The organism is Brevibacterium litoralis (assembly GCF_040212315.1).
In the GTDB taxonomy this organism is placed as follows: domain Bacteria; phylum Actinomycetota; class Actinomycetes; order Actinomycetales; family Brevibacteriaceae; genus Brevibacterium; species Brevibacterium litoralis.
Window position 1 is genome coordinate 102210 of sequence record NZ_JBDIUY010000035.1, and the last position, 17725, is coordinate 119934.

At 68.6% G+C, this 17725-nt stretch carries 18 protein-coding genes and 1 pseudogene; 12 read left to right on the forward strand and 7 right to left on the reverse strand.

Annotated features, from left to right (window positions below; translation table 11 throughout):
* Positions 1-97: 97 nt before the first annotated feature.
* Complete coding sequence (locus AAD496_RS12450; RefSeq protein WP_349829111.1) at positions 98-1621, forward strand: L-serine ammonia-lyase; 1524 nt, start codon at positions 98-100, stop codon at positions 1619-1621.
* A gap of 296 nt (positions 1622-1917) precedes the next feature.
* On the forward strand, positions 1918-3120 hold the full coding sequence (locus AAD496_RS12455) for a serine hydrolase domain-containing protein (protein WP_349829113.1): 1203 nt from the start codon (positions 1918-1920) through the stop codon (positions 3118-3120).
* A gap of 47 nt (positions 3121-3167) precedes the next feature.
* Here AAD496_RS12455 and AAD496_RS12460 read toward each other — a convergent pair.
* Together AAD496_RS12460 and AAD496_RS12465 are read right to left on the reverse strand one after the other, a co-directional pair.
* Positions 3168-3329 (reverse strand): annotated as a pseudogene (locus AAD496_RS12460) (IS3-like element ISGmo1 family transposase); the annotation flags it as partial.
* A gap of 319 nt (positions 3330-3648) precedes the next feature.
* A complete protein-coding gene (locus AAD496_RS12465; RefSeq protein WP_349829115.1) occupies positions 3649-4047 on the reverse strand; it encodes a hypothetical protein in 399 nt (132 codons plus the stop codon).
* Positions 4048-4197: 150 nt separating this feature from the next.
* On the opposite strand from AAD496_RS12465, the gene AAD496_RS12470 reads away from it, so the two are divergent.
* The 5 genes from AAD496_RS12470 (at position 4198) to AAD496_RS12490 (ending at position 8162) form a co-directional block, all read left to right on the forward strand.
* A complete protein-coding gene (locus AAD496_RS12470; protein WP_349829116.1) occupies positions 4198-5607 on the forward strand; it encodes an MBL fold metallo-hydrolase in 1410 nt (469 codons plus the stop codon).
* A gap of 116 nt (positions 5608-5723) precedes the next feature.
* On the forward strand, positions 5724-6323 hold the full coding sequence (locus tag AAD496_RS12475; protein WP_349829118.1) for a rhodanese-like domain-containing protein: 600 nt from the start codon (positions 5724-5726) through the stop codon (positions 6321-6323).
* Positions 6324-6414: 91 nt separating this feature from the next.
* Positions 6415-7311 (forward strand): sulfite exporter TauE/SafE family protein, encoded by an 897-nt coding sequence (locus AAD496_RS12480; protein WP_349829119.1) that lies wholly within the window; start codon positions 6415-6417, stop codon positions 7309-7311.
* 42 nt (positions 7312-7353) lie between these two features.
* The gene (locus AAD496_RS12485) at positions 7354-7731 is read left to right on the forward strand and encodes a thioredoxin family protein (RefSeq protein WP_349829120.1); all 378 of its coding nucleotides are present in this window, start codon (positions 7354-7356) and stop codon (positions 7729-7731) included.
* Positions 7732-7886: 155 nt separating this feature from the next.
* Positions 7887-8162 (forward strand): metal-sensitive transcriptional regulator, encoded by a 276-nt coding sequence (locus AAD496_RS12490; RefSeq protein ID WP_349829122.1) that lies wholly within the window; start codon positions 7887-7889, stop codon positions 8160-8162.
* An 80-nt stretch (positions 8163-8242) separates the two neighbouring features.
* Here the strand turns inward: AAD496_RS12490 and AAD496_RS12495 are convergent, their stop codons facing one another.
* The 4 genes from AAD496_RS12495 to AAD496_RS12510 are packed head-to-tail and all read right to left on the reverse strand — an operon-like array spanning position 8243 to position 10575.
* Positions 8243-8569 (reverse strand): DsrE family protein, encoded by a 327-nt coding sequence (locus tag AAD496_RS12495; RefSeq protein WP_344310349.1) that lies wholly within the window; start codon positions 8567-8569, stop codon positions 8243-8245.
* Positions 8570-8606: 37 nt separating this feature from the next.
* The gene (locus AAD496_RS12500; RefSeq protein WP_349829123.1) at positions 8607-9584 is read right to left on the reverse strand and encodes a M56 family metallopeptidase; all 978 of its coding nucleotides are present in this window, start codon (positions 9582-9584) and stop codon (positions 8607-8609) included.
* Positions 9581-9970 (reverse strand): BlaI/MecI/CopY family transcriptional regulator, encoded by a 390-nt coding sequence (locus AAD496_RS12505; RefSeq protein ID WP_344310354.1) that lies wholly within the window; start codon positions 9968-9970, stop codon positions 9581-9583. Before AAD496_RS12505 ends, AAD496_RS12500 begins: the two co-directional genes overlap by 4 nt.
* Positions 9967-10575, reverse strand: a complete 609-nt coding sequence (locus AAD496_RS12510) for a hypothetical protein (protein WP_349829124.1) — start codon at positions 10573-10575, stop codon at positions 9967-9969. The genes AAD496_RS12505 and AAD496_RS12510 overlap by 4 nt, the downstream gene beginning before the upstream one ends.
* A gap of 170 nt (positions 10576-10745) precedes the next feature.
* Between AAD496_RS12510 and AAD496_RS12515 the strand changes: the two genes are divergently transcribed.
* From AAD496_RS12515 to AAD496_RS12530, 4 genes are read left to right on the forward strand one after another with little or no spacing between them, the layout of a single operon-like run.
* Positions 10746-11438 (forward strand): DsbA family protein, encoded by a 693-nt coding sequence (locus AAD496_RS12515; protein ID WP_344310357.1) that lies wholly within the window; start codon positions 10746-10748, stop codon positions 11436-11438.
* A gap of 6 nt (positions 11439-11444) precedes the next feature.
* Complete coding sequence (locus AAD496_RS12520; protein WP_349829125.1) at positions 11445-12329, forward strand: cytochrome c biogenesis CcdA family protein; 885 nt, start codon at positions 11445-11447, stop codon at positions 12327-12329.
* Positions 12326-13537 carry a hypothetical protein gene (locus tag AAD496_RS12525; RefSeq protein ID WP_349829126.1) on the forward strand — a complete coding sequence of 404 codons (1212 nt, stop codon included), beginning with the start codon at positions 12326-12328 and terminating at the stop codon, positions 13535-13537. Before AAD496_RS12520 ends, AAD496_RS12525 begins: the two co-directional genes overlap by 4 nt.
* A 22-nt stretch (positions 13538-13559) precedes the next feature.
* The gene (locus AAD496_RS12530) at positions 13560-15230 is read left to right on the forward strand and encodes an apolipoprotein N-acyltransferase (protein WP_349829127.1); all 1671 of its coding nucleotides are present in this window, start codon (positions 13560-13562) and stop codon (positions 15228-15230) included.
* Here the strand turns inward: AAD496_RS12530 and dprA are convergent.
* On the reverse strand, positions 15184-16203 hold the full coding sequence (gene dprA, locus AAD496_RS12535; protein WP_349829128.1) for a DNA-processing protein DprA: 1020 nt from the start codon (positions 16201-16203) through the stop codon (positions 15184-15186). The genes AAD496_RS12530 and dprA overlap by 47 nt on opposite strands.
* Before the next feature lie 776 nt (positions 16204-16979).
* On the opposite strand from dprA, the gene AAD496_RS12540 reads away from it, so the two are divergent.
* A complete protein-coding gene (locus AAD496_RS12540) occupies positions 16980-17723 on the forward strand; it encodes a hypothetical protein (RefSeq protein ID WP_349829130.1) in 744 nt (247 codons plus the stop codon).
* The last annotated feature ends 2 nt before the right edge of the window (positions 17724-17725 follow it).

Sequence of the window (17725 nt, forward strand, 5' to 3'; positions counted from 1 at the left end):
CTGCTCACCAGGTGAGTGGTCGGCCCGTCCGTCATATCCGCACCGGCCGGGCCGCGATGAGGCCCTCCGGTCGACTGCACGTCAGGGAGGTACCCCCGTGATCAGCGTCTTCGATCTCTTCACCGTCGGCATCGGGCCGTCGAGTTCCCACACCGTCGGGCCCATGCGTGCCGGGGTCACCTTCGTGCAGACCCTGCGTGACCGGGAGTTGCTGGACCACGTGGCCGACGTCCGGGTGGACGTCTACGGGTCGCTCGCGGCGACGGGCCGGGGTCACGGCACCTTCGACGCGATCCTCCTCGGCCTCGAGGGCTGCCGCCCCGAGGTGGTGGAGGCCGACGACCTGGACCGCCGCCGTGCCCGGATGGCGGAGACCGGCACGATCCTGCTCGGCGATGCCCTGGAGCCGTCGACTGGGCACTCCCTCCCGTCCATCGGGCAGTCCCTGCCGTCGACCGGGCGGTCCGTGCCGGAGATCCGCCTGAGCGAGGCGGAGATGACCCAGCGGCCGCTCACCGTCCTGCCCCGTCACACGAACGGCCTGAAGCTCGCCGCCCTCGACGCCGACGGGCAGGTGCTCTTCGAGGACACCTACTTCTCCGTCGGCGGCGGGTTCGTGGTGAGTGAGTCCGAGGAGGCCGAGGAAGCGGCCGCGGCCGGCGCGGGGGAGTCGGAAGGCCAGGGCACCTCGGGAGCGGAGGAGCACGTGGCCGTCCCTTACCCCTTCTCCAGTGCCGAGGAACTGCTTCGGATGGCGGCCGAGGCGGAGCAGCCGATCTGGCGGCTCATGCTCGCGAACGAGGTGGCAGGCTGCCCGGGGCAGGCACCGCGGACGGAAGCGCAGGTGAGGGAGGAGCTGCTGCATGTGTACTCCGTGATGGAGGAGTGCGCGCAGGCCTCGCTCGACCGGTCGGGGTACCTGCCCGGCGGGCTCAAGGTGCGCAGGCGGGCGCACGACTGGGCGATCCGGCTCAAGGCGGAGGACCCCAACCGGGACCCGCGGTTCTACCAGGAATGGGTCAACCTCATCGCCCTCGCGGTCAACGAGGAGAACGCGAGCGGCGGGCGGGTGGTGACCGCGCCGACGAACGGGGCGGCGGGGATCATCCCGGCGGTGCTCTACTACGCGCTCAACTACGTGGACTCCGTCGTCGACGGAGGTGAGAGCGGTCGCGAGGACGCGATCGTGCGGTTCATGCTCACAGCGGCGGCCGTCGGGGTGCTGTACAAGGAGCGGGCCTCGATCAGCGGCGCCGAGGTGGGCTGTCAGGGCGAGGTCGGTTCGGCCAGCTCGATGGCGGCGGCGGGGCTCGCCGAGGTGTTCGGCTGCGATCCGGCCCAGGTGGAGAACGCCGCGGAGATCGCGATGGAGCACAACCTGGGGCTCACCTGCGATCCGATCGCAGGGCTCGTGCAGGTGCCGTGCATCGAACGGAACGCGATCGCGTCGGGCAAGGCGATCAACGCGGCCCGGATGGCGCTGTGGGGCGACGGGAAGCACCACGTGACGCTCGACGACGTCATCGAGACGATGCGGTCGACCGGCGAGGACATGAGCCACAAGTACAAGGAGACCGCGATGGGCGGCATGGCCGTGACGGTGAACGTCGTCGAGTGCTGAAGTCCCATCCGCGGTCGAGTGCGAGCTCAGTGGCGGATCTCCGTGAGTGCCACTCACCTCGCACTCGACGCCCGGGGCGTCCTCACGTCCCTGCCCTGCGCGAACGGACCGGGTAACGAAGAGGTCACCCCGCGGGAAAAGGGGACGTCCCGAGGAGTACGGTGGGAGTGCTACCGGGAGGAGACGGCGATGGGTCGACCACTACGGACAGTGGCGTCGGTAGGGGTCGAACCACGCATTCTCCCGCCCCTGCTCTTCCCGAGAATCCCCTGATCCCCGATCTCCCAGGAGTTCCCGTGTCCGAATCCCCACGCCCTGCACCGGCGACACCGGCCGCATCCGCGGCAGACCCGACCGCACAGCCCGTCACCGACCTCCGGCTCTACTCCGGAGCGCCCCAGGTCGAGAACTTCTGCCGGATGGACTCCTTCGGCTACCCGGTCAGTCGCCTGCGCGCCTCGCCGGAGCCACAGCCCTTCCCTGCGGGCGAGCCCTACACCCTTCCGGACACCTACGAGTTCGAGGGCACCACCCGGTCGACGGAGGACTTCCTCTCCGAGACCGGCACGGTCGCTCTCCTCGTCCTCCAGGACGGGCGGCTGCGGCACGAGTCCTACCGGCTGACCGGCGGTCTCGAGGTGCCCTGGCTGTCCTTCTCGGTCGCGAAGAGCTTCGTCGCCACCCTCGTCGGGATTGCGATCGACGAGGGGCACATCCGCTCGGTCGAGGACCCGATCAGCGACTACGTGCCGGTGGAGCCGGGTTCCGCCTATGACAGGGTGCGGATCGTCGACGTCCTCCACATGTCGTCCGGCGCCCGCTGGCAGGAGGACTACAGCGACCCGGACTCCGACATCCACGCGGTCGCCCTGTCCAGTCCCCGTAGCTATGCGGACTTCGTCGCGCACATGGTCAAGGACCGGGAGCCGGACACACTGTGCCGGTACGCCTCCGGGGACACCCTGGCGCTCGGTCTGCTCGTCGCGGCGGCGACGGGGACCTCGCTCACCGACTACATGCAGCGGACGTTGTGCGACCCGCTGGGTTTCGAGTCCCCGGGCTTCTGGATCACGGATCCGTACGGTGTCGAGCGGGCCTTCGGCAGTCTCAACCTCGTGGCACGGGACTACGCGAAGCTCGGTGAGCTCTACCGCCGCCGAGGCGTCGCGGCTGACGGCACCCGCATCGTCTCCGAGGCGTGGGTGGAGGCGGCGACCCACGTGGATTCCCCGATCCGTCTCCCGGGTCGCCCCGAACTGTCGGGGAACCCGACCGCGATGGGCTACGGGTACCAGTGGTGGATCCCGGAGGGGGACCGGGATGAGTTCGCGGCCGTCGGTGTCTACAACCAGGGTGTGAACGTCGACCCGGTCTCCCGGACCACGATCGTCAAACTCTCCGCGAACCCCCGCTTCGGTCTGTCCACGAAGGAGGAGGACAACCGGGGCGACGAACAGCAGGCCTTCCTGCGGACTCTCGCCCGCGACCATTCGGACTGATGGGCTGTGTCAATTTTTGTGGACCGTGAAACTGAACTTTCTGACTCTCAGGCCGCCACCGCAGGCAACTCGGGCGCGGTCCGGTCGAAGAACGCGGCCATCGCCTCCGCCGGCGTCTGATAACCGATCGTCGAGTGCGGACGCTTCCGGTTGTAGAACACCTCGATGTATTCCCCGACCGCCAACCGGGCACGACCCCGCGTGGCGAACGATTCCTGACTCGTCCCGAGAATCACCGCGTCACCGACACGGACCGGCTTCTGTCCGAACTCGCTGAACAGAATCGCCGAACCCGACCTGACAACAACCAAATTCACGCAGTCGTAGGCGAACGGGCCCACCGGCCGTTCGACAACTCGCGTGCGAGCGAGAATCGGTGCAAACGGCCGGCGACCGCAGAACACCTTGGCGGGCTGCGGTGTGGGGTGCTCAGACTCAGCGTTCACACAGTTTCCATCACAGAACCCGGCAAGAGTCTGTCCGTCAGGGCTAGGCTCCTGCGATCGCTAGCGCGATCCATCCACCCCCTCACGGCTCCACGGGTTCGAGCCCCACGAACTTCATCCGGTCCTCGCCGTAGAAGCATGTCTGCAGCGCGAGCGATCCACCGAGCCCGAGGAGGTCATCGGTCGTCGCCCATGTCTTGGGCGTGTGGCGGATATCCGTGACCTCGTATACCTGATCGCTGCCCTCGATCTGCACGCGTTGGCCCACCTCCCACGCAAGCAGCACGTCGCCGTGGCAGTTGTTATGCGCCGCCCACACTGGCGGAACCCCGTCGCGCTCGTACGAACTCATCTCGGTGAAGGTGCCATCGCGCCCGTCGAGCTCACGCACGCCACCGGTCGCGCCCAGATTCACCGTGGGCAGATCGCCGAATAGGTCCTCCCGCGCCGCATCAACGCTCCCTGTCAGTGCGGTCTTCATCGATCACTGCCGACCGCACAGCTCGCCGTCCCGACGGCGCAGCCGATGCGGCTCGAGGGGCGGCCATCACCCGTATTTGAAATACGGGTGGGGGTATGGCAACCTAGAAATACCCCCAGGGGTATCTACCCAATCGATGGAAGGACGCGCATGCTTCTCGAACGGATCTACGACGAGGACCTGGCCCAGGCCGGATACTTCATCGGCTGCCAGGCCAAGGGTGAGGCGGTCGTCATCGACGCCCGCCGCGACATCGCGGACTATCTGGCGCTCGCCGCCAAGCACGGCATGCGGATCGTCGCGGTCACCGAGACCCACATCCACGCCGACTACTTGTCCGGGACGCGCGAGCTGGCCGCAGCCACCGGCGCAGAGGTCTACGTCTCTGGCGAGGGCGGAGCCGACTGGCAGTACGGCTTCGACGCCCGACGCCTCCATGACACCGACACGGTCTCGATCGGCAACATCACGATCCAGGCACGACACACACCCGGTCACACCCCTGAGCACCTGGTCTTCCTGGTCACCGACGGCGCCTTCGCCGACGAGCCGGGCTACCTGATCTCCGGCGACTTCGTGTTCGCCGGCGACCTGGGCCGCCCCGATCTGCTGGATGAGGCCGCCGGGGGCGTGGATACCCGTTTCGAGGGCGCCCGGCAGTTGTTCAGCAGTCTGCGGAGCGTGTTCTTGACGCTGCCCGATCACGTCCAGGTCTATCCCGGCCACGGCGCCGGCAGCGCCTGCGGCAAGGCGCTCGGTGCGCTGCCGTCGACCACGGTCGGGTACGAGCGGACCAACGCCTGGTGGAGCCGGCACCTCGCGGCCGACGACGAGCAGGGGTTCATCGATGAGCTGCTGGACGGTCAGCCTGACGCGCACTCCTACTTCGCCCGGATGAAGAAGCAGAACCGCGAGGGTCCCACCGTCCTCGGAGACCGCACTCCCGTTCCGGAGCTGGCGATCGAGGACGTGGCTGCTCGGCTGGGTCGTGACGAGATCACCTTCGTCGACACCCGCCCACCTGCTCGCGCCCACGAGGGCACGGTCGCCGGCTCGCTGAATATCCCTGACGGCCCCAAGTCCGCCACCTACGCCGCCTGGGCCTACGACCCCGAGACCGACTCCCGCCCGCTCGTGGTCCTGGTCGACGACCACGACGCGGCGCAGTGGTTCGCGGACCGGCTGCTACGGGTCGGGATCGACCAGACCGCCGGCTACGTCACCACGATCGAGGGACTGCCCCACTTCGTGCCACCGCTCATGGACCCCGCCGAGCTGGCCGGCTTCGATGCCGCGCTACTGCTGGACGTGCGCCAGCGCGGCGAGTACGCCGATGGTCACATCCCCGGCGCGACCCAGCTCAGCGCCGCCCGCGTGCTGTGGCATCAGGACGAACTTCCCGGTTCGGGGACGATCGTGACCTACTGCCAGTCCGGGATGCGCAACACGGTCGCTGCCAGCGCGCTGCGGCGCGCCGGTCACGACGTCGTGGAGCTGGACGGCAGCTATAACGCCTGGAACGCCTGGCGCCAGACCCAGGCCGTGCCCGCCCGGTCCTGACCCTTACCGACCCGGCCTCCCTCAACCGACCGCGCCGCGCCGTCTCTCGCGGGAGCGCGCTCGCGCCTAGTCATGCCGACAGGCACTGTCTCCGACCTGAAAGGAACCCCCTGCTCATGGACGATCACTCCGCTGCGCTGAAGACGATCTCTGCTGAGGAGCTCGCCCAGTGGTGCGAGCTGCACAACGACCTGACCATCATCGATGTCCGCTCGCCTGCCGAGTTCGAGGCCATGCACATCCACGGCTCCTACAACGTGCCGCTGCCGTTGCTGACCGAGCACACCGCCGACCTGGCCGACCGCCTCGGGCACCGCGCGGTGTTGGTGTGTCAGACCGGCAACCGCGCCACCCAGGCCCAGCAGCGACTGGCCGGGATCGGCGTACAGACCGCGACCGTGCTCACCGGCGGTGTGCCCGCATTCGAGGCCGCGGGAGGGCAGGTCGTGCACGGCACGGCCCGATGGAGCATCGAACGGCAAGTGCGGTTCACCGCGGGGCTGATCGTGCTGGCCAGTCTGCTGCTGGCCGAGTTCCTGTGGCCCGGCGCACGGTTCGTCGCGTACGCGATCAGCGCTGGACTCGTCGTCGCCGCTCTCACCGACTCGTGCCTGATGGGGCAAGTCCTGTCCAGGATGCCGTGGAACAAGGTCAAGGCGAGCCCCACCGCTCAGAGCGTGATCAGGTCCATCCCGGTCGCGCCCCAGCAGCTGTGAACCGGGTCCGCGTTCACGCATCGACCTGCCGAGTCGTCACTTTGCTCGGGGCCGCGGGTGCGGCCCCGAGCACCGGGTGGGGTGAGCGGCGGTGAGCGGGGCACTGATCCTCACGCTCGTGCTCGCTGCGCTGGTCGGGCTGGCCCTGGGAGCGCTCGGCGGGGGTGGGTCGATCCTCACCGTCCCGTTGTTCACCTACGTCGCAGGCATGCCACCGAAAGAGGCGATCGCCGCCTCACTGCTGGTCGTCGGCGTCACCTCCATCGCCAGCCTCGTCGTTCACGCCCGCGGAGGCCGAGTCAGATGGCGCACCGGACTGATCTTCGGTGCCGCGGGCATGATCGGTGCCTTCGCAGGAGGACTCCTCGGTGGCCAGCTACCGGGCACGGTGCTGATGATCGCGTTCGCACTCATGATGATCGCCACCGCGACCGCGATGATCCTCAAACGACCCGGACGCGGCGACACCCCGCCCGCCACCGAGGACGCCGCACCTGACGGGGGTCACCGCCTGCCGCTGGTGCGGACCGTGGTCGATGGCGTCGTGGTGGGCCTGATCACTGGTGTCGTCGGGGCCGGCGGTGGCTTCCTGATTGTGCCGGCACTGGTGCTGCTGGGCGGGCTCAGCATGCCGGTGGCCGTCGGGACCTCGCTGCTGGTGATCTCCATGAAGTCCTTCGCCGGGCTCGCCGGCTACCTCACCACGGTCACCCTGGACTGGCCTGTCGTCGCCGCGGTCACCGCGATCGCGGTCATCGGAGCCCTCCTGGGTGCGAAGCTGTCCGGGCGCATCCCGGCCGGCTCTTTGCAGAAGGGCTTCGGTGTCTTCGTGCTGCTCGCCGGTGCCCTGGTCCTCGGAATCGAGCTGCCACCGATCGGGACCACGGTGGTCGCCGCCCTGGCCGTGCTGGTCACGACCGCGTTCCTGGTGTGCCGGTTCACCGCGATCAACTGCCCCTTCCGGCTCGGGAAATCCACCCCGAGCTGACTTCCCACACAGAACACAGAACACAGACCGGAGCCTGTACCTATGAGCACCATCGATCTCACCGAAGACGCATTCTCGGCCGCCATCAACGATCACCCCATCGTCCTGATCGACTTCTGGGCGGCCTGGTGCGGCCCGTGCCGCAGCTTCGCCCCCATCTTTGAGGCCGCCTCGGGCGAGCACACCGACATCCTGTTCGCCAAGGTCGACACCGAAGCCCAACCCTCCCTGGCCGCCGCCGCCCAGATCACCTCGATCCCCACCCTGATGGGCTTCCGCGACGGCGTGCTGGTCTTCTCCCAACCCGGAGCACTCCCCGCCACCGGGCTGCACACGCTGATCGGCAAGATCCGCGATCTCGACATGGACCACGTGCGCGAGCAGCTGCGCAGCTCACAACCGCGCTATCGAGAGCCCTGACCCGCTGGGTTCGAATCCGCGAGTTCACGATCGCATGGGCAGCAGTCGATACCCCCAAGGGTATATTGGGTATCGGGCAGGGAACCTGGAACTCCTGGCTTGCTCCATGCCTGCCGCCACCCATCGTGTGACCGTTCCGATCAATAGGAGTTCTCATGGCCACCAGTGATCTCGACGCCCAGCGCCGCATCCTCAACCGTCTGCGGCGCGCCCGCGGGCAACTCGACGCGGTCATCACTGCGGCTGAGAGTGGCGGCTCCTGCCGGGGCGTCGTCACCCAGCTGGCCGCGGTGTCCTCGGCTCTTGATCGTGCCGGGTTCGCGATCATCTCGACCGCGATGAAGGACTGCATCGCCGATCCCGAAGGAACCAACCGCAAGGACGACATCACCGCCGAGGAACTCGAGAAGCTGTTCCTGACCCTCGCCTGAGCGCCGCGCAGACCAGGTGACGGTCCACGCGCAGCGAGACCCGGGCGATCTCCCGTGGCCCGCTCGTTGGTCTCGTCGAGTCAGATCCGGATGTAGGCGGCGCCGTCGAGCTGGGCTTGGACGATCGTGGTCACGGCGGAGGGGACGGTCTGGACTTCGGGTCGCAGTTCGTCGGGGTCGATGCCGCGCCGTTCGAGCCCGATGTTGCAGGCGGCGACCTGGGTGTGTTCGGGCATCTCGATGGCGTCGGTCCCGGTCAGGCCCGCCAAGGCGGGGCCGTTGACGATTACCCGCACGCGCACGCCGAGGTCGGTGGCCTGGAGTCCGGCCGCGGCGTCGAGCGCGCGCTGGAGGTCGTCGGGGTCGTCGGAGACGTGCAGGATGACTTCGCGGCGGCTCTGGTCCATGTTCGTGCTTCCTCTGGCGCTGTGCTTTTGGCGTTGTTCAGCAGCCGGTCAGGGCTGCCGAGGCGTAGGGCAGGTGGACGGCCGCGCTGAGGGCGGCCAAGGCAAGCAGGTAGGTGCCGATCGCTACCGCGGGGAGGGCGCCGGCCAGGCCGGCGCTGGGGCGGACGAGCTGGCTGATGCGTTCGGGGCCCGCGGCGTGGAGTGCGACCGGGCAGGGGTGGTGCGGTAGGGCGGGTTGGGTGCGTTCGCCGAGTTTGACCAGTGCGCTCACCAGCGCGGGTGTCCCGGCTTCGCGGCGGGCCTGGTTGTCGGCGGCGATCTCCAGGTAGTGCGGCATGGCGTCCGCGGCGGCGCGCACCAGGGGCACCCATCGCAGGTATGCGGCGATGGCCTCGATGACTGCGGAGATCAGGTGGTGGCGCTGACGCAGGTGCGCGTGCTCGTGGGCGAGGACGGCAGCAAGCTCGTCGTCCTCCAGCGCATGCGCGGCGCCGGTGGACAGGACGATCCCGCCGTGGCGGGCGGGGAAGTTCAGTGCGAACGGATGCTCGGTGTCGACCAGCGACAAGTGGTGTCCGTGCAGACGCGCCGGGCACGCGCCGGAGAGCAGTGCCCGTGCTGCACGCTGGGAATGGAAGCTGCGGCGGATCAGCTGACGGGTCATCCCGATCCCGAGAGCCAGGGCCAGCACGGCAGGCAGGGCCAGCAGGAGGATGGCGGGGATCATGGTCACCGACGCGTCGGCCGAGAACGGGTTAGCAGCGGTCAGACACCGCTGACAGAACTCCGCCGCACGCTCCGGCAGCAGTGCGGGGCCGGACCCGGCCCAGGCCAGTACCGGCCCGATCGCCAGCAGCGTGCCCAGCCAGACCGCGATGCCGCCGGTCACGATGAGGATCGCGAGCCGGGGGACGCGCACCAGCATCGGTGCCGCGTGACGCAGCAGCCACGGGCCGAAGACCGCCAAGGCCACCAGCCCGGCGATCAACGCGACGGTGAGCATGGTCACGGTCATGAGCGACCGTCCCGGTCGCGGCGTTGCAGGTAGTCGCGCAGCAGGTCTAGGTCGTTCTCGGGCATCGAGTCCACGAACTGCAGGATCGAGGCGGCGCGGTCGCGGCTGGCGTCGAGGATCTGCTCCATCAGACCGGCGTCCCACTCGCCTCGGCTGATCTTGGCGCCGTACCGGGTGGACCGGTTCTGCCGAGTGATGGTCACCAGGTGCTTGCGGTCCAGGTTGGCCAGCACCGTCGCGATGGTGGTATAGGCGGGGTCGGAGGGCAGGTGGTCGATCACTTCGCGGACGGTGGCCGGGCCGTGGTCCCACAGCACGTCCATCACCCGCGCCTCCAGCGCCCCCAGGCGCAGCAGCTCACCCGAGCGGCCGTCGGCGGCGCTCATGAGGCGGCCGTGACCGGCTCGGGCCGTACCGGGCAGGCGACCTGGCCGCGCAGCCGCCACACCAGGGCGACTCCGGTCAGGATCAGGGCACCGAGCGCGAGGAACGGCTGGACCGGGGTGAACCAGGTGATCGCCCCGGAGTACCCCAACGCGAGCAGGGCGAGCTTGTTGCACACCGGGCACCCCACCGCGAACCAGGCCAGGATGCCGCCGGCCAGCCCCAACCGGCTGCTGCGCCGAGCCTGCACCTCATCGCCGGAATCTGCGCTCACAGCTGCGTCTGCGGCGGTGGCCCCGTCATCGCCTGATGTCATCGCCGGCGCGCCGGCGGTAGCGCGCAGCGGGCGGACATAGGTGGCGACCAGCATGCCCGAGAGCGCCGAGGTGACCAGCCACACCGGGTAGTTCCACCACACGGGTGGGATCTCCCGACCGAAGATTGGGTTGGGGATCAGCACTGTGGCCACCCCGATCACCACCGCGACGACCACGGCGGCGATGACCGCAGCCAGCACCTGCCTGCCCGTCCACAGTCTGAGCGCCTGCCCGGCCAACTGGAAGCTCTCGCCGATGCCCTGGCGCGATCGAGTGGGAGGAGTGGTCATGCATCCCATTCTGCCACGACTCGACTACCACGCATAGTCGACTATCTGAGATAGTAGAGGCCGGTGACCGCCACACGTACAGGAGACCACTCATGCCCGCCGAGACTACGAACCGCCCGAAATCCTCGAATCGCTCTAGGTCGTTGAATCGCTCGAGGTCGTCTTGGGTCGTGCCGGCCGCGGTGCTGACGGTGGCCGCGGTGTTGATCGCGGTGATCGTATGGGTGAACTGGAGCGGCACCTCACCCGAGGACGGTGCCTCGCCGTCCGGTGAGGGGGCGCCGACCGAGGTGCAGAACCCCGAGCAGCCGGACCTGACCGAGATCGAGGCCCGCGACGAGGAGGACCTGCTGGCGGCCGGCCCGGTCGACGCACCGGTGGTGCTAGTGGTGTTCTCCGACTACCAGTGCCCGTTCTGCGCCCAATGGAGCGAGCTGACGCTGCCGTCGATGATGGAGCACGTCGAGGCCGGGGACCTGCGCATCGAGTGGCGTGACGTGAACGTGTTCGGACCCGCCTCCGAGCTGGCGGCACAGGCGTCGTATGCCGCCGCGTTGCAGGGGGCGTTCTGGGAGTACCACGACGAGCTGTTCCCCGGCGGGGAGCACCGCTCCGCGGACGAGCTGAGCGAGGACGCGCTGATCGACCTCGCTGGTGAGCTGGGTCTGGACACCGAGCAGTTCGCCACTGACCTGACCTCTGAGGAGACAGTCGAGGTGATCGCGACCAACCAGCAGTTCGGTCTCGACCTCGGGGCGAGCTCCACTCCGGCGTTCGTCCTGGGTGGGCAACCGATCATGGGGGCGCAGCCGACCGAGGTGTTCGAGGACGCCTTCCAGACCGCGCTCGATACGGCGGAGTGAGCCGGGATGGATATCGGGCTGCTAGCCGCGTTCGCCGGTGGCACGTTGGCGCTGTTGAGCCCGTGCGCAGCGCTGTTGATGCCGGCGTTCTTCGCCTCCACGATCGGTGCCGGGCCCCGGCTGCTGCTGCACGGGGCGGTGTTCTATCTCGGGCTGCTGATCGTGGTGGTCCCTGTCGGGGTCGGCGCTGGAGCGCTGGGGACGCTTTTCGCCACGCACCGGCAGGCAATCGTGCTGATCGCCTCGATCGTGCTGGTCGTCCTCGGCACGGCTCAGGCTCTCGGGTTCGGGTTCGACCCCGCCCGGCTGCTGCCCGCCGGTGCTGACCTGCACTCCCGGGCCGCGTCCAAGACTGGGATCGTCAAGACGCTGCTGCTCGGGGCGGCCAGCGGGATAGCCGGATTCTGCGCCGGCCCGATCCTGGGCGCCGTCCTCACCCTGGCCGCCGCCCGCGGCGACACCCTCGCCGCCGCTGTCCTGCTTGCGGTCTACGGCGCCGGGATGGTGCTGCCGCTGCTGCTGATCGCCGCGCTCTGGCAGCGCCTCGGTGCCCGCGGGCGTCGGATGCTGCGCGGCCGCGCCTTCACCGTCCTGGGCCGGCAGCTGCACACCACCTCGGTGATCACCGGCCTGCTGATCATCGGTGTGGGCGTGCTGTTCTGGATCACCAACGGCTTGGTCGGAGCCCCCGCACTCCTCCCGCTGGACGCCCAGGCCTGGCTCCAGGAGAACACCGCAATCTTGGCCAATCCGATCCTGGACATCCTCGCCGTCCTCGGGATTGCCGGGATCGTGCTGCTGGTGTGGGCCAGGCGCCGCCGTACCCGCGTCGACGCCCACGACACCCAGGCAGCCGAGCCACACCCCGAGCAGCACGTGGAGCGGGGATGAGCCTCCGCCTCCGTGCGCGCTCGCGCCTGTCCCTGCCCGGTCTGGCGATCCTGGCGATCGCCACCCTGCTCGTCGCCGGGTGCGCGGCGTTCGAACCGGAGCCCGTCCGCGAGCCGTCCGGGGTCGACGACCCCCTCCCGGTGGTCGACACCACCGGCATGCGGCTGCCGTACCCGTACGAAGAGCTGGAGATCGTGGATCCGGGCTGGGAGATTGCGCCGCAGCACGCGGACGGCGTCTACCTCTCCGCGGGCGAGCGCGACGGTGTGCTGGAGTTCACGGCCGTGGACGTGCACGGTGACGTGCTATGGGCAGCGCAACGCCCCGCGAGCTGCACCGGGTTCGCCGTCACCACCGACCAGCAGGGACGAGCCCTGGCGATCTTGAGCGATGTGCAGACCACTGCTGATGCCCTGACCGCGACCACCGCGACTGCGTACGACCTGAACACCGGAGAGCAGGTGTGGGGGCCGGTCGAGGTGCCCGGCCCCTACCAGGGTCCCGGCCTGGTCTTCGCCGCACCCCCGGAGGGATACATGGGTGAGACCGGACCACGGGTCGCGCTCGACCCGGGCACCGGCGCTGTAGCGGCCTCCGAAGCAGACGCTGAAGGAATCCGCATCATCGGCGAGTACCACGGCACCGTCCTACTCACCCAACAGGACACTCTCATCGCCCGCGACACCACTACGGCACAAGAGCTGTGGCGCATCGGACTGGCCGAGCACGGCTGGACCGCATCGTCAGTCAGCGCCGCCCTGCACGCGACGCCGGCCGACGGGCTCGCCCACCTCTCGACCTCTGATACCACCGGTGCGCTCATCGATCTCGGAGCGGGCGTCGTGGTTAGCGAGACCGCGCAGGATGCGGCGGTGGACTCCAGCACTGAGACGCTGGTGATCCTCGACGAGGCCGGGCTGCACGCCTACGACCCCGACGACCAGCCGTTGTGGTCGCTGTCGGTCGAGGATCAGACCAGCATCGAGGCGCTCGGCGGTGTCTTCCTCTACCTCAGAGTGGATGGGTCGATCCGGGTTCACAACGTCATCACCGGTGATGTCGCCCAAGCCTACGAACCCGACGGGAATGGCCCGATCCTGGTGCCCTCGCACATCACCATCAATGGAGCCGCTCTTCTGCTCGACGGCAACCGTCCGCTCCTGGCCACCGTGTCCGAGCAACCCGTCTCCGACGAGTCGGGACCATGACGCCCGTACCCCGCGGCAGCCGATGACATCCCAGGCCCTCGCCCGCACAGCCGATCACACGGGCGACCCCACTGGTGATCCTGCACGGGCCGAACCCTCGCCCGGCGCGACGCCTCCACCAGGGCAGGCGTTGCTGCCACTGTGGGCGGCGGTGCCGGCCGCCACAGCGGCCGGGCTCGCGATGGACGCCGCGTTCCCCGCGCTCGGGTGGTGGCCGCTGGCGTTCGTCTCAGTGACGCTGTCCCTAGCCGCTCTCATCGGTCGCAGCACGTGGGGCGCGGTCCTGGTCGGGGCAATCTTTGGCGCAGCGTTCTGGTTTCCACATGCGTCCTGGGTGACGCAGTTCCTGGGCGCACACCCGCTGAGCTGGGTTCCTTGGGTGGCGCTGGCCAGCGCGCTGACTATCTACTCGGCCGTGCTGACGGTGCCGATCGCGTGGGCCTACCGGTGGCTGCCGCGTCGGTACGAGGCCCCCGCGGTGCGGCTGCTCGCACTGCCGGCCCTGGTATCGGGAACCTGGACGGTCCGGGAGCTGATCATGGGCTCCTGGCCCTACGGTGGATTCCCCTGGGGACGCGTGGGCATGAGTCAATCAGAGAGCCCGATCGCGCCGGTGGCGTCATGGGTCGGCGTCTCCGGACTGGGATTCCTCATGGTCGCTCTGTGCGTCGCCACCATCGAAGCGCTCCGGTGGGCAGCGCGCACCCGCCAGCGCAGGGACGACAGCCCCAGCGGCGACGGCGAGCAGCCGACAAGGTTGCCAGCGCGGTGGTCGGCACCGATCCCTGCGCTCGGGCTCGCGGCGGTGATGCTCCTGGTGCCGCAGTTCCCGACCAGTCATGCCGGCAGCATCCGGGTGGGCGCCGTGCAAGGCGATGGGCCCGCCGCCTATGTCGATGAGCACGAAGCGGGCGCGGTCCTGGACTCTCAGCTCGCCGCCTCCGCGGCCCTGGAGGAGGAGCAGGTCGATATCGTGCTCTGGCCAGAGGGCGGCGTGGACGCCGACCCGCTCGCCGACCAGCCGACAGCGCAGGTGCTCAACGCCGCCGCAGATCGATTCGGTGCGCCGATCCTGCTCAACGCCGCCTCAGCAGAGGGTGACCTTGTCTACAACACGTCCTTCCTCTGGACCTCGACAGGCCCCGTGGCGACGCACGCCAAGCGTCATCCGGTCCCCTTCGGGGAGTATGTGCCCGACCGATGGTTCTACGGCGCTCTTGTGCCCAGCCTGGTGGGCCTCCTGCAACGCGAGTACACCGCCGGCGTCGACACGCCCGCCATCGACGTCGATGGGGTGGCCGTGGGACTGTCCGCGATGATCCGCCTGATCTGGAACCTCAGCATCCGCACCCGCCTGTTCCTGCGCACCTGGATGCCGACCAACATCCTGCTCGACGCGATCCGCACCCGGCGCGGGCTGCGGTGGGGCATCCCGGCGATGCTGCTCGCCATTCCGTACCTGCTGATCGCCAACCTCTCCGTGCAGGCCCTCGCCGATAACGGCCCCGGTTGGCCGCATCTGGTGGTGTTGTGGTCGATCTGGAACGCCCTGAAAATGCTCTGGATCGGCCCTGTCAGCGTGGTCCTTCTCATCGGTGCGCGCCTGCGCGAGCGTGCCGAGCGCCGTCGTCAGCAGCGTGTCGAGGTCAGTGAGACAACCCTGGAGTCTCGGACCGACGCGCTGGTCCACTGACCCCACGGTCGAACTCCACCGCGAGACCGCTCGCTCGGCCCGCTCGCGCGGCGGCGGACTGGTCGGTAAGCATCCGGGTCACATCCTCGGCGTTGGTGACCACGCCGGCGATGCCTTCGCGGAGCAGCCGGTGACAGCCCGCCGACGCCGCCGACGTGACCGGGCCGGGCACGGCACCGACTGGGCGTCCCAGCCGGGCGGCGTGTGAGGCGGTGTTCAGCGCCCCGGACCGATACCCGGCCTCGACCACTACCACGCCCTCACAGACCGCGGCCAGCAGTCGGTTGCGTTGCAGGAACCGCGACCGGCTCGGCGCCGCTCCCGGCGCGGCCTCACTGACCAGCAGCCCGTCCTTGCCGATGCGTTCCAGCAGCTCCTGGTTCCCGGCCGGGTAGTACCGGTCCAGCCCGCCGGCGAGGATCGCGATCGTGGGCCGCCCCACCGTAAGTGCTGCCCGGTGCGCGGTCGCGTCGATCCCGTACGCGCCGCCGGAGACCACCACCCGTCCGCCGTTGGACAGGTCGCCGGCCAGCTCACCGGCGACGTGCTCGCCGTAGGCGGTCGCGGCGCGCGCGCCCACGATCCTGACCCGCATCCCGTCCGGGGTAGCGAGGAGGCCGGAGTTGCCGCGCGTCCACAGCGCGACCGGCGCCTGATCCTGCAAGTCGGCTAGCTCCTGCGGCCACGCCCGGTCACCCGGAACCAGCACATCCAGCCCTAGCCGCTCCGTCTCGGACAGCACCCGCGACAGATCATCCGACCTCAGATGCGGCTCCACATAGCGTCGCCACCGCGTCAGCTCGGCCCCGTCCACCCCGCGCACGTGCGACGAGGCCGTCGCGAGGTTCAGCGTCTCGACCGCGCCGGCCTTCACCAGCAGTCGGCCCGTGGTGCCATCATCCGGTTCGCAGACGGCTGCCAACAGCATCCGCGCGGTCCGCTCATCGCTCGCCAGAGCTCTGATCTGCTCCATGACCCAGCTCCTGTCCGCGGCCGATGACCGCTGCGGAACAGGTGCACAGTCATGCACCCGAAGCGCGGGGTCAGGCGTCCACGTCGCACGCCCCAGGAGTGCGGCATATCGTCTCGACGCTCCCCAAGTGAACGAGGGCACGGCCGAGCAGTCTTGATAGACTGGGCCCCTCACCAACCGAGGTGTACTTTCCATTCCTTGATGATGGAAACCGAAGCGCTACAACCCGTGTTCAGCGTCCCGGATGGATCACATATCTCTCCGAGGTGTAATCGGTCGCAATGGATAGATCTGTCGAAGCGTGGGTGGGCAGCGGGTGTCCCGTGCCGTGGTTCGTCCCGGCGCATGCACAGACGCATTCCCAACGGTTTCCAGGGTCGGCGGCCCAGCACGCTGAGACACACTTTGTTTGTGTCGCGCCATGGAGGATTACCTCTACTGGGCTGCCGATCCCGCCGGGCAGCTGGTCGATCAGCTTCGCAAGGTGCTCGCGTGCAACATCAAGACATCGACGCTCCCTGTTCCACTCTGGTCGGGTTAGCTCGCCTCAGATTGCTTTCAGTAGGCCGTAGTTGCTGCCCCCGGGTCGATAAGGCAGCCTCACCCGGAGTTTGCCCTTCACTGGGCGGACGATCTGCGCCATGAACCGACACTAGTCAGCCGCAGAGCGGCTCACGCTCGGGCTGTGGTCGTTGCCTTGCCTGTCGGGGCGCTGCTCGTGCAACCAGATGGGCGAGGTTCCCGCGACCTCGCCCTGATCGTGGGATCGCTGACCCATGACCAAGATCGTGGCCGACGCGCTGGGACTCTTCATCGTCGGTGGCCTGGTCAAGTCTCAGCTGGACGAGGGCAGCCGGCAGGTCGTCGAGGACCACCTCGCGGCGCTACTCCAGGTTCACAACCTCGTCATCCTCATCGGCTCCGGAGCCTCGTTCCATCTGGGCTCGCCACGAACACGAGACCTCAAGACCGAAGCAGTCGAGGATCTCATCGTCCAGTCTGGTGGGATCGTCGAGACTCCGGACTCCGAGTTGCTCGGCGTGCTCAACCCTGCTGATAGTGGCGACCTTGAGAAGTTACTCAACGGTCTCCAACTGGCTGCCGCCCTGGCGGCCCAGACCAATCACGACACGATCACGCTAGGGGAGGACTCGTCCGCGCGAGCCTTCAAGGTTGCGGACATCGAGGCTCTGCGAAGGAAGATCGGTGCGGCCCTCGCGTACGCGTGTCGACTGCCGGGTGATCCCGCGAAGATCGATGCGAGCTATCGGGACGATCCGATGCGTGCGCATCGCACCTTCATCTCGCGCATCGTTCGTAGCCGGCGGGCGAACCTGCCTCGACCCCGACTCTTCACGACGAACTACGACCTCGTGATCGAGCGCGCTCTCGATGAGCTCGGCTACCCGTACATCGACGGATTCAGCGGCACAGTCGATGACACGGTCCAGTGTGGAAGGAATGGCGTCCGGAACCTGCCGGAACGCCATTCCTTCCACACTGGAAACCCGTGCAGCTGACG

What these genes read in the sequence shown, in the direction of transcription:
- AAD496_RS12525 (WP_349829126.1), top strand. Translation starts at nt 12,326, where the DNA reads ATGAGCCTCCGCCTCCGTGCGCGCTCGCGCCTGTCCCTGCCCGGTCTG.
- AAD496_RS12490 (WP_349829122.1), top strand. Translation starts at nt 7,887, where the DNA reads ATGGCCACCAGTGATCTCGACGCCCAGCGCCGCATCCTCAACCGTCTG.
- AAD496_RS12465 (WP_349829115.1), bottom strand. Translation starts at nt 4,047, where the DNA reads ATGAAGACCGCACTGACAGGGAGCGTTGATGCGGCGCGGGAGGACCTA.
- AAD496_RS12500 (WP_349829123.1), bottom strand. Translation starts at nt 9,584, where the DNA reads ATGACCGTGACCATGCTCACCGTCGCGTTGATCGCCGGGCTGGTGGCC.
- AAD496_RS12540 (WP_349829130.1), top strand. Translation starts at nt 16,980, where the DNA reads ATGACCAAGATCGTGGCCGACGCGCTGGGACTCTTCATCGTCGGTGGC.
- dprA (WP_349829128.1), bottom strand. Translation starts at nt 16,203, where the DNA reads ATGGAGCAGATCAGAGCTCTGGCGAGCGATGAGCGGACCGCGCGGATG.
- AAD496_RS12505 (WP_344310354.1), bottom strand. Translation starts at nt 9,970, where the DNA reads ATGAGCGCCGCCGACGGCCGCTCGGGTGAGCTGCTGCGCCTGGGGGCG.
- AAD496_RS12475 (WP_349829118.1), top strand. Translation starts at nt 5,724, where the DNA reads ATGGACGATCACTCCGCTGCGCTGAAGACGATCTCTGCTGAGGAGCTC.
- AAD496_RS12530 (WP_349829127.1), top strand. Translation starts at nt 13,560, where the DNA reads ATGACATCCCAGGCCCTCGCCCGCACAGCCGATCACACGGGCGACCCC.
- AAD496_RS12485 (WP_349829120.1), top strand. Translation starts at nt 7,354, where the DNA reads ATGAGCACCATCGATCTCACCGAAGACGCATTCTCGGCCGCCATCAAC.
- AAD496_RS12510 (WP_349829124.1), bottom strand. Translation starts at nt 10,575, where the DNA reads ATGACCACTCCTCCCACTCGATCGCGCCAGGGCATCGGCGAGAGCTTC.
- AAD496_RS12495 (WP_344310349.1), bottom strand. Translation starts at nt 8,569, where the DNA reads ATGGACCAGAGCCGCCGCGAAGTCATCCTGCACGTCTCCGACGACCCC.
- AAD496_RS12470 (WP_349829116.1), top strand. Translation starts at nt 4,198, where the DNA reads ATGCTTCTCGAACGGATCTACGACGAGGACCTGGCCCAGGCCGGATAC.
- AAD496_RS12520 (WP_349829125.1), top strand. Translation starts at nt 11,445, where the DNA reads ATGGATATCGGGCTGCTAGCCGCGTTCGCCGGTGGCACGTTGGCGCTG.